The organism is Patulibacter defluvii, assembly GCF_034096925.1.
GTDB classification, from domain to species: Bacteria; Actinomycetota; Thermoleophilia; order Solirubrobacterales; family Solirubrobacteraceae; genus Patulibacter; species Patulibacter defluvii.
On the sequence record NZ_JAWZSQ010000014.1, the window covers coordinates 97,665 to 111,354 of the forward strand.

Annotated in this window: 16 protein-coding genes and 3 tRNA genes; 4 read left to right on the forward strand and 15 right to left on the reverse strand. The window is 71.8% G+C overall.

The window, feature by feature from the left end; all coding sequences use genetic code 11:
- Positions 1–11: 11 nt before the first annotated feature.
- Complete coding sequence (gene clpP, locus SH587_RS15040) at positions 12–596, reverse strand: ATP-dependent Clp endopeptidase proteolytic subunit ClpP (RefSeq protein ID WP_320671450.1); 585 nt, start codon at positions 594–596, stop codon at positions 12–14.
- A 162-nt stretch (positions 597–758) separates the two neighbouring features.
- A complete protein-coding gene (gene tig / locus SH587_RS15045; protein WP_320671451.1) occupies positions 759–2,210 on the reverse strand; it encodes a trigger factor in 1,452 nt (483 codons plus the stop codon).
- Between the two features lie 24 nt (positions 2,211–2,234).
- Between tig and SH587_RS15050 the strand changes: the two genes are divergently transcribed.
- Entirely contained in the window at positions 2,235–2,393 is a 159-nt protein-coding gene (locus SH587_RS15050; protein ID WP_320671452.1) for a hypothetical protein, read from the forward strand.
- Positions 2,394–2,445: 52 nt separating this feature from the next.
- Here the strand turns inward: SH587_RS15050 and SH587_RS15055 are convergent, their stop codons facing one another.
- The 6 genes from SH587_RS15055 to SH587_RS15080 form a co-directional block, all read right to left on the reverse strand.
- On the reverse strand, positions 2,446–3,195 hold the full coding sequence (locus SH587_RS15055; RefSeq protein ID WP_320671453.1) for a hypothetical protein: 750 nt from the start codon (positions 3,193–3,195) through the stop codon (positions 2,446–2,448).
- A 209-nt stretch (positions 3,196–3,404) separates the two neighbouring features.
- A tRNA-His gene (locus SH587_RS15060) sits at positions 3,405–3,477 on the reverse strand.
- A 294-nt stretch (positions 3,478–3,771) separates the two neighbouring features.
- A tRNA-Arg gene (locus tag SH587_RS15065) sits at positions 3,772–3,845 on the reverse strand.
- Positions 3,846–3,891: 46 nt separating this feature from the next.
- Entirely contained in the window at positions 3,892–4,575 is a 684-nt protein-coding gene (locus tag SH587_RS15070) for a sterol desaturase family protein (RefSeq protein WP_320671454.1), read from the reverse strand.
- Positions 4,576–4,714: 139 nt separating this feature from the next.
- Positions 4,715–5,347, reverse strand: coding sequence for a peroxiredoxin (locus SH587_RS15075; protein ID WP_320671455.1), 633 nt, complete (start codon positions 5,345–5,347; stop codon positions 4,715–4,717).
- A 169-nt stretch (positions 5,348–5,516) separates the two neighbouring features.
- A tRNA-Pro gene (locus tag SH587_RS15080) sits at positions 5,517–5,590 on the reverse strand.
- A gap of 146 nt (positions 5,591–5,736) precedes the next feature.
- Between SH587_RS15080 and SH587_RS15085 the strand changes: the two genes are divergently transcribed.
- Both SH587_RS15085 and SH587_RS15090 read left to right on the forward strand, forming a co-directional pair.
- A complete protein-coding gene (locus tag SH587_RS15085; protein ID WP_320671456.1) occupies positions 5,737–6,150 on the forward strand; it encodes an OsmC family protein in 414 nt (137 codons plus the stop codon).
- 52 nt (positions 6,151–6,202) lie between these two features.
- Positions 6,203–6,733 carry an NUDIX hydrolase gene (locus tag SH587_RS15090; protein ID WP_320671457.1) on the forward strand — a complete coding sequence of 177 codons (531 nt, stop codon included), beginning with the start codon at positions 6,203–6,205 and terminating at the stop codon, positions 6,731–6,733.
- A gap of 60 nt (positions 6,734–6,793) precedes the next feature.
- On the opposite strand, the gene SH587_RS15095 is transcribed toward SH587_RS15090, so the two are convergent.
- On the reverse strand, positions 6,794–7,291 hold the full coding sequence (locus SH587_RS15095; protein ID WP_320671458.1) for an NAD(P)H-binding protein: 498 nt from the start codon (positions 7,289–7,291) through the stop codon (positions 6,794–6,796).
- Entirely contained in the window at positions 7,291–7,626 is a 336-nt protein-coding gene (locus tag SH587_RS15100) for a CAP domain-containing protein (protein WP_320671459.1), read from the reverse strand. Before SH587_RS15100 ends, SH587_RS15095 begins: the two co-directional genes overlap by 1 nt.
- A 93-nt stretch (positions 7,627–7,719) precedes the next feature.
- Between SH587_RS15100 and SH587_RS15105 the strand changes: the two genes are divergently transcribed.
- Positions 7,720–9,162 (forward strand): wax ester/triacylglycerol synthase family O-acyltransferase, encoded by a 1,443-nt coding sequence (locus tag SH587_RS15105; RefSeq protein WP_320671460.1) that lies wholly within the window; start codon positions 7,720–7,722, stop codon positions 9,160–9,162.
- A 43-nt stretch (positions 9,163–9,205) separates the two neighbouring features.
- Here the strand turns inward: SH587_RS15105 and SH587_RS15110 are convergent, their stop codons facing one another.
- The 5 genes from SH587_RS15110 to coxB all read right to left on the reverse strand — a co-directional run bounded on the left by SH587_RS15110 (position 9,206) and on the right by coxB (position 13,634).
- The gene (locus tag SH587_RS15110; protein WP_320671461.1) at positions 9,206–9,370 is read right to left on the reverse strand and encodes a hypothetical protein; all 165 of its coding nucleotides are present in this window, start codon (positions 9,368–9,370) and stop codon (positions 9,206–9,208) included.
- Between the two features lie 308 nt (positions 9,371–9,678).
- On the reverse strand, positions 9,679–9,909 hold the full coding sequence (gene ctaF / locus SH587_RS15115; protein ID WP_320671462.1) for an aa3-type cytochrome oxidase subunit IV: 231 nt from the start codon (positions 9,907–9,909) through the stop codon (positions 9,679–9,681).
- A 137-nt stretch (positions 9,910–10,046) separates the two neighbouring features.
- On the reverse strand, positions 10,047–10,958 hold the full coding sequence (locus SH587_RS15120; protein ID WP_320671463.1) for a heme o synthase: 912 nt from the start codon (positions 10,956–10,958) through the stop codon (positions 10,047–10,049).
- A 36-nt stretch (positions 10,959–10,994) separates the two neighbouring features.
- Positions 10,995–12,692: a cytochrome c oxidase subunit I gene (gene ctaD / locus SH587_RS15125; RefSeq protein WP_320671464.1), complete on the reverse strand. Its 1,698-nt coding sequence runs from the start codon at positions 12,690–12,692 to the stop codon at positions 10,995–10,997.
- A 24-nt stretch (positions 12,693–12,716) separates the two neighbouring features.
- On the reverse strand, positions 12,717–13,634 hold the full coding sequence (gene coxB / locus SH587_RS15130) for a cytochrome c oxidase subunit II (protein WP_320671465.1): 918 nt from the start codon (positions 13,632–13,634) through the stop codon (positions 12,717–12,719).
- Positions 13,635–13,690: the final 56 nt, after the last annotated feature.

Here is a 13,690-nt window from a genome sequence, read left to right on the forward strand (position 1 = left end):
CGCCCGGGCCCTCAGGCCTTGTCGATCACCCGGTCGATGATCCCGTAGGCCTTGGCCTCCTCGGGATCCATGAAGTAGTCGCGCTCGGTGTCACCCTTGACCTTCTCCAGCGGCTGGCCGGAGTGGGTGGCGATGATCTCGTCGAGCTTTCCACGCAGGTCGATGATCTCCTTCGCGTGGATCTCGACGTCGGTCGCCTGGCCCTGGAAGCCGGAGCTGACCTGGTGGATCAGGATCTTCGAGTTCGGCAGCGACATCCGCTTGCCCGGCGCGCCGCCGGAGAGGATCACCGCCCCCATCGACATCGCGATCCCGACGCAGATCGTCCGCACCTGCGGCTTGATGAACTGCATCGTGTCGTAGATCGCCAGGCCCGCGTACACCGACCCGCCGGGCGAGTTGATGTAGAGCGAGATGTCCTTGTCCTCGTCGTCGCTGGCGAGGTGCAGGAGCTGGGCGACGATCAGGTTCGCGATCTGGTCGTCGACCGGGGTCCCCAGGAAGATGATCCGCTCGTTGAGCAGGCGGCTGTAGATGTCGAACGCGCGCTCGCCGCGCGACGTCTGCTCGACGACCATGGGGACCAGTGGACTCATGCGGGAGATTCCCTCTTCGCTGTGCTGATGGTGCCACCCGCCCGCCCTGCCGACGTGCAGGGGGAACCGGTGGAGACCGGGGGTCGGACGACCCGGTCGGAGCCTACCAACCGGCCTCGGCCGCCCCGCCGCCACGGACTCCGCGGCGACGGGTGGCGCGGATCAGGCCTCGGCGTCGTCGCCGTCGGCGGCGTCGTCGCCAGCCTCGGCGGCGGCGCGGGCGGCGCGCTCCTCGGCGACCCACGGGCGGCCGCCGGTGTCCTCCTCGTCGCCGGGGATCGGCGTCCAGAGCAGGTTCCGGGCCTTCGCGTCCTCGACCGAGACGGCGGTCGCCGACTCGACCAGGCGCTCGATCGCCTGCTGCTCGGCGACGTCGGAGCGGAGCTCGTCCAGGTGGCCCTGGTTGGTGAGCCGCTTGAGCAGCTTCTCCGGCGTGGTGCCCTGCTGGGCGGCGGGGCCGGTCAGCGCGTCGAGCAGGTCGCCCTCGCCCGGCTCCAGGCCCTCGGCCTCGACGTAGGCGTGGACGGCGGCCTCGCGGCGGAGGCTGCGGGCGGCCTCGGGGCGGGCCTCGGCCAGCACGTCGGCCTCGCTCTTGCCGGCCATCTGGAAGTACAGCTCGCGCGAGATGCCCTGGTGGGCCAGCTGGTGGAGGGTGCGCTCCAGCAGCTCGCCGGCGCGGGCCTCGGCCAGCGACTCGGGGATCTCGACCTCGGCGGCGAGGCTGAGGGTGTCGATCACGGCCTCGCGGAACTCGCGCTCGATCGCGGCCTCGTCCTGCTCCTTCAGCCGCTCGCCGATCTCCTCGCGCAGCTCGGCCAGCGAGTCGGCGCCGGCGGCCTCCTCGGCGAAGGCGTCGTCGAGCTCCGGCAGCTTGCGCTCCTGGACCTCGTGGACGGTGACGGCGAAGACCGCCTCCTTGCCCTGCAGGTGCTCGGCACCGTAGTCGTCGGGGAAGGAGACGCGGACGTCGCGCTCCTCGTCCTTCTTGGCGCCCTGGAGCTGGTCCTCGAAGCCGGGGATCAGGCGGCCGGAGCCGAGCTCGATCAGCTGGTCGCGGCCGGCGCCGCCCTCGAACTCCTCGCCGTCGATCCGGCCGACGAAGCTGACCAGGACGGTGTCGCCCTCGGCGGCGGCGCGGTCGACCGGCTCGAGCTTGGCGTGACGCTCGCGCAGCTGCTCGAGGTCGGCGTCGATCCGCTCGTCGGCGGCGACGGCCTCGCGGCGGCCGACCTCGATCTTGACGTCGCCGAGCTTGGCGGTCGGGCGGACGCCGATCTCGAAGTCGAACTTGACGCCCTCGCCGGCCTTCGGCGCCTCGCCGATGTTGACGCTCGGCTCGCCGACGGTGTTGAGGTTGGCCTCGTCGACCGCGGCGGCCAGCCACTCGCCCATCGAGCGGCGGAGGGTCTCGTCGAGCACCGCCTCGCGCCCGTAGCGGCGCAGGACGACCGGCGGCGGGACCTTGCCCTTGCGGAAGCCGGGGACGCGGAGATCGCGGCCGAGGACCTTGGCCGTGGCGAGCAGCGCCTGCTCGACGGCCTTGGGGGTCACCTCGGCCTCGACCTTGACGCGGGACTCGGGAAGCTCGGTGACGGTCGTCGTGACGGTGGACATGAGGATCGGCAACGATAGCTCGCGATGAGCGATCGGGCTCCCTCACCACTGGATCGAGCGCTGCTGGCCGTCGTCTCGGGGCCGGCCGGGCAGCTGCTGGGGACGGTCCTGGAGCTGTCGGCGCTGGCGGCCGCGGGCGTGCGCGAGCGGCTCGCCCGGGCGAGCCGCTCGCGGCGACGGTGACCCCGGCCGCGGCTGCGGCCGGGGTCGCCGGTCGTCGCTCCTGCCCTCCCGATCAGCAGTTGACGGTGAGCGCGAACTGGCGGTCGGCGGCGGTGCCGGCGCTGGTCTGGGTGAAGACCCGCAGCTGGTTGGTGCCGACCGGCTCGAGCGCGGCGTTGGCGCCCGGGGCGGTGCCGTAGGCGGTCACGTTGGGCACGCACTTGGTGATGTCGCCGTCGGCGGTCACCAGGTACTTGCCGGTGTCCTCCTTGACCGCGGCGGTCAGGCCGCGCTGGTTGGCGATCTTGCCGTCGGCGCTGACGACGGCGATCTTGGTGCGGGCGAGGGTGTCCTCGACGATCTGGTTGGCGTCCTTGCCGTCGACCTTGTCGGCGTTGAGGCCGTCGGCGACGCCGAGCGCGTTGGTGGTGAACGGCTTGGCCTCGGCCTTGTTCGAGCCGGAGGTCGTGATCGAGCCGCCCGAGGCGCCGCGGAAGCGGAACTTGAAGGCGTTGCCGTTGCTCAGGTTCGAGGCCTCGATGCAGCCCTGGCGGCCGAGGTCGGCGCGGCAGCCGTAGATCGCGCCGCCGCCCGAGCCCTTGTTCGACTGGCGGGTCGAGAAGGTCGAGTTGGACGAGATGATCTCGGTCTCGCTGCTGAACGAGCGCCCGTTCGACGGGTTGCGCTCGCCGCCCTTGACGGTCGAGCCCTCACCGGCGCCGATCGCCAGCGGGGCGGCGACGGCCACCGCGGCGATGGTGGCGGCGAGCACGGTCAGGACGCGGCCACGAGCGCCGCGAAGAATGGCCCGGAGACGGGACATGGTGTTCCTCCTGGATCGGGGGGATCTCAGGGCGTGCGCGCACCTCGGCCTCCGGTCTCCCGGCACGGATCAGGCACGACCCGGCGTCGTGCGGCGCAACCCCTTGCACCCCCTCGAAACCGGCCACCGCCGGAAGAGTTGCGGTACGCAAGGAACGGCCCGGAACGCACGACGCCGCCGTGATGGCCACGGCGGCGTCGGCGACGAGGGGCGAACGACGGGACTCGAACCCGCGACCGCCTGGATCACAACCAGGAGCTCTACCAACTGAGCTACGTCCGCCGCGTCGAGTGGAGGGTACAGGCCGCGTGCTCCCAACGCCCTGCAGGTGGATGCGAGGTGCACGTAGGCCAAGCAGGTCGCCGCCGGGAAGCGAGAGCTGTACTCGGTACTGCCGAGCGAACCAGGTGGCGAGATCCGACGCGTCCGCAGACGCCGGGCGCGGTCGCGGGCGGATGCCTGGTGTTCGTGGACCGAGGAGGTCGCCGCCGGGAAGCGAGAGCTGTACTCGGTACTGCCGAGCGAACCCGGTGGCGAGATCCGACGCGTCCACGGACGCCAGGCGCCGTCCGCGGATGCCCCCGGGTGGATTCGAACCACCGACCGGCGGATTAGAAGGCCGCTGCTCTGTCCAGCTGAGCTACGGGGGCGTGCCGGGCACCGTAGCGGACCGACCCGACCGCGCCCGGCGCCCGTTCAGCCCGAGGGCCGGCGGCGCTTGGCGAAGGTCTGGAAGACGATGTCCCACCAGGGCGCGCTGATCCCGTAGCCGCGGGTGTCGTCCTGGAAGTGGTGGCGCATGTGCAGCTCGCGCAGCCAGCGGCCGGCCGCCGTCCGCGGACGGTGGTGGTGGAGGTGGTGGTGGGTGGTGTCGTAGACCAGGTAGCCGAGGATGAACCCGGCCCCCAGCGTCAGCCCGTTGGTGACCCCGAGCGCGCCGACGAAGAGCAGCACGAAGAGGGTGGTGCCGGGGACCGAGACGGCCGGCGGCATCACCAGCCGCAGCGGGTCGTTGGGGTGGTCGTGGTGGACGCCGTGGACCATCCAGTGCAGGCGTGCCCCGAAGCCCTGCTCGGGCTCGAAGTGGAAGAGCACGCGGTGGACCCAGTACTCGACCAGGCCCCAGAGCACCCAGCCGGCGGCGATCAGGCCGACGAGGGTCGCGGTAGAGGCGCCGCGGCGGTGGGCGGCCACGATCAGGACCACGATCACCGGGATGAAGATGATCAGCGGCACCGCCGGGTGGACGCGCGTGAAGCGGTCGATCAGCGGCGTGCGGAACATCGGGGGCGACGCGCGCAGCACGTCGGTGCGACGGACCTCGTCGCCGGGCGGAACGCGCTCGCCGACGAGGGACGGTGGCTCCTCGGTCGTCGTCACTCCCCCATCCTTGCAGGTCGGCGAACGCGTTCGGTTCCTCGAAGCCGAGCGGCGGGACGGCGGCCGGGAACGACGAAGGGCGCGGCAGCGGCCGCGCCCTTCGACGGCGGGGCGGGCGGCCGTCGGGCCGCCCGCGGGATCAGGCCTGCGGGGCCTTGGTCTTGCGCAGGTACGGCTTGATCGTCTCGTAGCCGGGGAACAGCTCGGCGGCCTCCTCGTCGGAGACGGCCGGCGTGATGATCACGTCCTCGCCCGGCTTCCAGTCGGCGGGCGTGGCCAGGCGGTGCTTGGCGGTCAGCTGCAGCGAGTCGATCACACGCAGGATCTCGTCGAAGTTGCGACCGGTGCTGGCCGGGTAGGTCAGCGTCAGCTTGATCTTCTTGTCCGGGCCGATCACGAAGACCGAGCGGACGGTCTGGGTGTTCTCGGCGGCCGGCGGGATCATCCCGTAGAGGTCGGCGACCTGACGCTGCGGATCCCCGATCAGCGGGTAGTCCGGCTTCGCGCCCTGGGTCTCCTCGATGTCGGCGGCCCACTTCTCGTGGTCCTCGATCTCGTCGACCGAGATCGCGATCACCTTCACGTTGCGCTTCGAGAACTCGTCCGAGAGCTTCGCGACGGCGCCGAGCTCCGTGGTGCAGACCGGCGTGAAGTCAGCCGGGTGCGAGAAGAGCACGCCCCAGCTGTCGCCGAGCCAGTCGTGGAACTGGACCTCGCCCTGGGTGGTCTGGGCGGTGAAGTCGGGGGCGGTGTCCCCGAGGTGCAGGGTCATGCTTGTCCTTCCGTCGCGGAGCGGGCGACCCAGGCGGGTCGCGGGTGTCGTGCCGGATCGTCGCCGCGCGACCCACCAGCCGAATGCCAATTCTGGCAAATCCGGGTGGAGATTACGTGATCGCCCCGTGACGGCCCAGCGACGGCTGGTCGCCGCGCGCGCTCGTCAGTCGGGGCGGCCGGATTCGAACCGGCGACCCCCGGCACCCAAAGCCGGTGCGCTACCAGGCTGCGCCACGCCCCGAACTGGCGGCAGGAGTATAGGTCGGCGGCCGGCGTCGGTTCGAGCGCCGTCGTCCCCGACCGCTCGCGGCGGACGGTTGTCGGACCACCCGTGCCGGCGTCGCCGCGGTGCCATACTGGGCGTTCGGCCCCGATCCGGGATGAAGCATGAAGGTCAACGCTCGCGCCGTTCGCGAGGAACACTTCCGTCATGGCGTGCGGATGCGCCAGCACGGCATCACCATCGACGAGCCCGTCGAACTCGGCGGCACCGATGCCGGTCCCACCCCGCAGGAGCTGCTGGCGGCGAGCCTCGCGGCCTGCACGGCGATCACGCTCCAGATGTACGCCGAGCGCAAGGGCTGGGACATCGGCGAGCTCGACGTCGAGTGCACGTACAAGCCGGCCCCGGAGCGCGGCTGTCCGACCCGCTTCGAGCTGGTGATGCACGTCGACGACGCGCTCGACGACGAGCAGGTCGAGCGGCTGCGCGTGATCGCCACCAAGTGCCCGGTCCACCGGGTGCTCGACGGCGAGGTCATGTTCGACGAGCGTGTCGAGCGGGTCTCCCACGTCCAGTGACCCCCGTCAGCGCCTGCGCCAGGCGCTGATCGAGCCGGCGCGGGCGGCGACGATGTCCGCGCCCGGCACCACCCGGGCCGCCGTCCTGGTCCCGCTGCTGGACCTCGGCGACCGGGTCCACGTGCTGCTCACCCGCCGCCGCAGCGACATGCGCCGGCACGCGGGCGAGATCTCGTTCCCCGGCGGTCGCTGCGACCCCGAGGACCCGACGCCGACGGCGACCGCCCTCCGCGAGGCCCAGGAGGAGGTCGGCCTGCCGCCCGGCAACGTCGACGTGCTCGGCGCGCTGCCGCCGACCGGGACGATCGTGACCGGCTACGTCGTCTACCCGATCGTCGGCTGGATCGAGCGGCCGGAATCGTGGATCCCCTCCCCGCGCGAGGTCGATGCGGTGCTCGAGCTGGACGCCGGCGCGCTGCTCGCCGGCTACCAGCGGCGACGGCTGATCCGCCGCGGGATCCCCTTCCAGACCGACGCCTACGTCGTGGGCGAGCACCTGATCTGGGGTGCCACGGCGCGGATGCTCGGCGACCTCTTCGAGCGGATCCCGCCCGAGATGGTGACGCCGCCGCCCGTCGCCTAGCCGCCCGCCGTCACGTTCCGGTCGCTGGTCGTCCGGAACGTCGCAGCGGGCGAGACCGAGTCAGCCGCGGTCGCGGGCGAGGATCCGCTCGATCGCGTCGGCGGTCGACGCCGCCCAGCCGTCGGCGTCCTCGGGCTCGTGGTAGAGCAGGCCCCAGGGGATCTCGTTGTGGCGGCAGAGCCGCTCGACGATCCGCGCGCCCTGGCTCAGCAGCTCGACCGGTAGCGTGCCCGAGCACTCGTAGAGGACCCCGCGGACCGTGGTGTCGATCGTCCGCTCCAGCAGCATCTCCAGCCGGGTCCCGTGGAGCGCGCGCACCTTCGCCTCGTCGCCGGTGGCGTTGCCGAGCGCCCAGACCAGCACCGTGACGTTGTCGAGCGCGTAGCGGAGCGTCCCGATCCGGTCGGGATCGCCGTCCCACGGCTCGCCGCCGGCCGCGCGGATCGCGTCGTGGCGAGCCGGGTCGCGGGTGACGACGCGGACGGCGTGGCCGTCGGCCGCGAGCGTGCGGGTCAGGCGCAGGCCGCGCTCGCCGCCGCCGATCAGGAGCAGCCGCATCAGCGCTCGCCGCCGTCCGGGTGCTCCAACGCGTCGCGCCGGGCGATCCACTCGGCCAGCGCCTGGCGGTCGGCCTGGACGCGCGCGTCGAGCTCGTCCTCGGTCAGGTCGGGAGCGCCGCGCCGGCGGCGGCGATCGTTGGTGGCTTGGAGCATCTGCTGCACGTCGTCGATCTCGTCCATCGCGGCCTGTTCGGGGGTGCGGGTCGGGCGCCAGTCCAGCTGGGCCGAGCCGTTGCCCGGCCACAGCAGGCCGAGCAGCACCAGCCCACCCACGAGCGCCAGCACCAGGCCGGTGCTGACGACGATGAACGAGACGCCCGAGGGGGCCGCCATGGCCCGAGTCTACGCGCCGGGCCCCGCCCCGGTCCGCCGCACCGGCGGGGGCCGGGGAGGTCGAGTATCGTCGCGCCCGGAGGACGACGACCCATGGCCCAGGACCACCTCGCCGAGCTGACCGCCGCCGACGTCTCCCTGCTCCGCGAGGAGCACGGCGGGGCGCACATGCACGTCGGCGGGATCGCGATCTTCCGCGGCGAGCTGCCGCCGATCGACGCGCTGCGCGAGCACGTCCGCCGGCGCCTGCAGCGGGTGCCGCGCTACCGGACCAAGCTGGTGACCCCGCCGCTCGGCCTCGGCCGGCCGCGGTGGGCGATCGATCCGAGCTTCAACCTCGAGTACCACGTGCGCCACACCGCGCTGCCCTGCCCGGGCGGCGAGGAGGAGCTGCGGACGGCGGCCGCGCGGCTGTTCTCGCAGCGGCTCGACCGGACCAAGCCGCTCTGGGAGCTGTGGATCGTCGAGGGACTGGACGCGGATCGCTTCGCGGTCGTGACGAAATCGCACCAGGCGCTGGTCGACGGCGTGGTCGCGGTCGACCTGATGACGACCCTGCTCGACGCCGAGCCGGAGCCGGCCCCGAGCGAGCCGCACGCCGGCTGGCTGGCGCCGCCGCTGCCGACGCCGGCCCAGATGATGGTGGCCTCGGTCGCCGACGCCGGCCGCCAGCTGGTCTCGGCCCCGCTGCGGCTGCTGCAGGGCCTCGGCCGCCCGGCCGACGCGGTCGAGCGGGCGCGCGACGTGGCCGGGGCGGTCGGCGAGCGGGTCGGCCTGCGGACGCCGGCGCCGCCCTCGCCGCTGAACGTCCCGATCGGCCCCCACCGGCGGCTGGCCCGGACCTCGGTCGCCCTGGCCGACCTGAAGCGGGTCAAGGACACCTTCGGCGGCTCGGTCAACGACGTGGTGCTGGCGACGGTCGCCGGCGCGGTCCGCCACTGGATGCACGACCGCGGCCTGCGGACCGACGACCTGGAGCTGCGGGCGGCGGTGCCGGTGGCGGTCGAGGGCGAGGGCCGACGGGGCGAGGCCGGCGCGCCGCGGCCGATCGCGCTCTCGCACGCGCCGCTGCCGATCGGCGAGCCGGACGCGCTGACGCGGCTGGAGCGGATCCGCCGCGCGACCTCGGAGGCGCTGGCCGGCAAGCGGGCGGTCACCGCCCACGCCCTGACGGCGTCGTCGGAGTCGTTCGCGCCGCCCTCGGTGCTGGCGCAGGCGTCGCGGCTGAGCCTGGCCACCAGCCGCTTCAACCTGCTGGTGACGAACATCCCCGGGCCGCAGGTGCCGATGTACCTGCTGGGACGGCAGCTGGAGACGATGGTGCCGGTTCCGTTCCTCTCGGGGGACCGGTCGCTGGCGATCGCCGTGATGTCGTACGGCGGCCGCGCGGAGTTCGGCCTGCTCGGCGACCTCGACAAGCTGCCCGACCTCGACGCGCTCGCCGAGGGGATCGAGCTGGCGCTCGAGGAGCTGCTGGAGTGCGCCTGGGACGGTCGTCCCGGGCCGCGGCGTCGCCGCAGCCGCTCGTCCGGCTAGCGCGCTCGCGCGGGGCGCGGGCGCGGCGGAAGCGGGACCGGGGTCAGTCGTCGTGACGGCGGGCGGGGGCGTCGCGCCGCTCGCCCTCGCGCTCGGCCCGGCGCGGATCGCCGGTCGCCGACTGGCGGCGGGCCGCCCGCAGGTCCTCGCGCAGCTCCTGCGCGTCGACCGGCGTCACCTTGGGGAAGCTGTACGTGTGCTGATCCATGGTCTGTGGTGAAGAACACCGCAGCGGGCCCGAGGTTCCGCCGCGTCTGTGGGTTGGTTCGATGATCGACCGACGACCGGACGTCTTGCCCCATCGGCCCCGAAACGGACGAACGATCGGGTGCCCGGGCGGGGCGACCCGCGGCCGTCCGCGCGGGCCCATCGGGCGCAGCGGGCGTGCTTTCGCGGTCTCGATTCCCCCCTTCGCCGGTCTCGTACCCGATCCTCCTCCCCCAAAACGTCAAAACGGGCGCCCCGGAGGACGCCCGTCGAAGGACCACGGGGAGGGCGGCCGGGCCGCCCCGCCGATCAGTGGTCGGAATGCAGCGGGAACTCGTTGATCTCGTGGATCGCGTCGCGGATCCAGGCGACCAGCGTGCCGACGGTGATGATCGCGCCGACGGCGATCAGCCACCAGGTGGTGGTCAGGCCGACCAGCAGGATCGTGACGCCGACGGTCAGCACCAGCGGCTGGGCGCTGTTGCCGGGGAGGTGGATGTCCTCGCCCGCGGGCGGGACGGGCTTGTCGAGCTCGCTCATGGCTAGGAGACGTAGATGACGGCGGCGACGAACGTCAGCAGGAACATCACCAGGATGACGATGCCGCTGATCAGCGCGTCGCGGAGGTTGCGCTTGGCGAGGTTGCGGTCCATGGAGGAGTCCTTGGTTCGTCGGGATCAGAGCTTGGCGTCCACGACCATGGCGGCGAAGAGGGCCGCCAGGTACGCCAACGCGAACAGGTGGAGGGAGACCGCGCGAGCGCGGGTGCCGTCGCGCAGCAGCAGCCACGAGCGGCGCAGCAGCTCGGCGGCCAGCAGCACCGCGACGACCAGGTAGATCGTGCCGAAGGTGCCGGTGACGACCGGCGCGATCGAGACGGCGGCGGTGATCGCCGACCAGACGAGGATCGCCCGGTGGGTGGCGGGCTCGCCCTTCACGACCGGCAGCATCGGTACGCCGGCCGCCGCGTAGTCGTCCTTGATCAGCAGCGACAGCGCCCAGAAGTGCGGCGCGGTCCAGGCGAAGACGATCGCGAACGGGTAGAGCGACTCGACGGCGAAGCCGCCGGTGACCGCAGCCCAGCCGACCATCGGCGGGAACGCGCCGGCGACGCCGCCGATCACGATGTTCTGGGTCGAGCGGCGCTTGAGCCACATCGTGTAGACGCCGACGTACCAGGCGAACCCGGCCAGCGACAGCAGCGCCGCCGTGATGTTGGCGGCCCAGGCCAGCAGGAAGAACGACGCGATCGTCAGCCACAGGCCGACCCAGAGGGCGACGTGCGGCTCCATCCGGCCGGACGGGATCGGGCGATCCTGGGTCCGCGGCATGTCGGCGTCGATGTCGCGATCGAACCAGTGGTTGATCGCGCTCGCGCCGCCGGCCGAGAGCGAGCCGCCGAGCAGGGTCGCGAGGACCAGCTCGGGCGACGGGTTCCCGGCGGCGTACATCGCCGTCACCGTGGTCAGCAGCAGCAGCAGCTGGACCTTCGGCTTCGTCAGCGCGACGAGGTCGGCCAGGCGCTGCCGTCCGCCCGACTCGACGAGCGGTCCGGCGGCGGCGGGGCGTGCGGTGATCGACGTGGGCATCCGATCACCGCACCATCGGGTGCGGGGAGGAGTCGATCACGCGTGCGTCTCCGCCGCGCGGGCGCCGGCCGGCACCCGCTCGCGATCGCCCTGCCGCCGCTCGATCTCGGCCCGGATGTCCTTCATCGGCTCGACCGACCGGACCCGTGGCACGGTGTCGAAGTTGTTCTGCGGCGGCGGCGACTGGGTGAACCACTCGAGCGTGTTCGCCTTCCACGGGTCGGGGCCCGCGACCGCGCCGTGCTTGAGGCTGCGGAGGGCGTTGATCGCCGTCACCAGGATGCCCACGCCGAGGATGAACGCGCCGATCGTGGAGATCAGGTTGAACGTCGCCAGGTTGCCGACGTCGGCGTACTCGGGGATCCGTCGCGGCATGCCGTCGAGGCCGATCGAGTGCTGGACCAGGAAGGTCGTGTGGAAGCCGATCAGCATCGTCCAGAAGCTGATCTTGCCGAGCCGCTCGTCCATCATCCGGCCGGTCATCTTCGGGTACCAGTAGTAGAGGCCCGAGAAGACCGCGAAGACGGCGCCGCCCATCAGCACGTAGTGGAAGTGCGCGACGACGAAGTAGGTGTCGTGCAGCTGCCAGTCGACCGGGTAGATCGCCAGGAAGACGCCGGTGATGCCGCCGATCAGGAACGTGCCCACGAACCCGACCGCGTAGAGCAGCGAGGTCGTGAAGTGGATCGTCCCCTGCCACAGCGTCCCGATCCAACTGAAGATCTTGATGCCGGTCGGGATCGAGATCAGCATCGAGCTGACCATGAAGAACACGAGCACGACGCTCGGGCTCGGCGTGGTGAACATGTGGTGCGCCCACACCATCAGGCCGAGGAAGGCGATCACCAGCGTCGCCGCGGCGATCGCCTTGTAGCCGAAGATCGGCTTGCGGGCGAAGACCGGCAGGACCTCGGAGATGATGCCGAAGCCCGGCAGCACCATGATGTAGACCTCGGGGTGGCCGAAGAACCAGAAGAGGTGCTGCCAGAGGAGCGGCGATCCGCCCTCGCCCGGGTCGTAGAAGTTGGTGCCGAAGTGGCGGTCGGTCAGCAGCATCGTGACCGCGGCGGCGATCGCCGGCAGGGCCAGGATCAGCAGCACCGAGTAGGTCAGGATCGACCAGCAGAAGAGCGGCAGGCGACTCCAGGTCATGCCCGGCGCGCGCAGGTTGGCGATCGTGACGTAGAAGTTGATCGAGCCGACCAGCGAGCCGATGCCGGTGAGGTGGACGAGGAAGATCCACGCGTCGACGCCGCCGTTGGGCAGGTAGTCCTTCGACGCCAGCGGCACGTAACAGGTCCAACCGCACTCGGGCGGGTTGAAGAAGACCGAGGCGTAGAAGACCAGGCCACCGGCGGCCAGCATCCAGAAGGAGAGCGCGTTCAGCTTCGGGAACGCCATGTCCTTCGCGCCGATCATCAGCGGCACGAAGTAGTTGCCGAAGCCGGCCATCACCGGGACCACGAACAGGAACACCATCGTGGTGCCGTGCATCGTGATCAGCTCGTTGTACGTCTGGAACTCGAGCAGCGTGTTGTCCGGCACGGCCAGCTGGAGCCGGATCAGCAGCGCCTCGATGCCACCGACGCCGAAGAAGGCGAAGGTGAGGACCAAGTACATGATCCCGATCTTCTTGTGATCGGTCGTGGTGACCCAGTCGACCCAGCCGCGCTTCGGCTTCTCGACCTCGTGCGCGACGACCTGAGGGATCGGGGTGAGGGTTGCGGATGCCATCGGAGGTTCCTCGGACTCTCGGGACTAGCGCTGCGAAGCGGGGGCGGGCTCAGCGGCCGGCTCGGCGGGCGTGCCCGGGGCCTGCTGCTGGCGGTCGAACTGCTCTTGCTGGTCGCGGTAGCGCTGGGCCCCGCGGCCGGCGGCGTCGAGATCCGCCTTCTGGCGCTTGAGCCAGGCGTCGAACGCCTGCGGCGTGATCGCCCGCACCCGGGCGGTCATGTTCCCGTGGTTGCGGCCGCAGAGCTCGGCGCACTGGCCGGTGAAGACGCGGCCGTTGCGGCGCTCCTCGTCGTTGCGGAGCGCCTTCGCCGGGACCTTGAACCAGGTGTGGTTCGTGTAGCCGGGGAGGGCGTCGACCTTGCCGCCCAGCTGCGGGATCCACCACGCGTGGCCGACGTCGGAGGAGCGGACGTCCAGCGTCACGGTCGTGCCGACCGGGACCACCAGCTCCTCGTAGGTGTAGATGTTGTTCTGCCGATCGTCGTCGCCGTCCGGGTAGACGAAGCGCCAGGCGTACTGCTGCCCGTTGACGTCGATGTTCAGCGCCTTGCCGTTCGGCGGCAGCAGCTTCTCGTCCTTCGCCGTCTTGTACGACGCCGGGATCGGCCAGCCGTCGGAGTCCGAGTCGTCCGGGTTGCGGATGCCGGGCAGGAAGGCGAAGGTGACGATGCCCAGGATCAGGACCACCACGGCGGCGCCCGCGGTCCAGCCGATCTCCAGCCGGGTGTTGCCGTGCAGCTGCTTGGCCTCGTGGCCGCGGCTGGCGCGGAACTTCCAGATCGCGTAGAGCAGCGCCCCCTCCGTGAACACGAAGATCACGGCCCCGACCACGAAGACCACCGTGTAGAGGCTGTGGATGCGGTCCGCGTTCGGCGAACCGCCGGACTCGGGGGCCCAGAACGCCGCGTGGGCTGGTCCGGCGAGCACGAGCGTGAGCACCATGGCGAGCCCGAGGGCGGACGCCAGGGTCACGAGAGCGGCCCGGGAGAGGTGAGGGA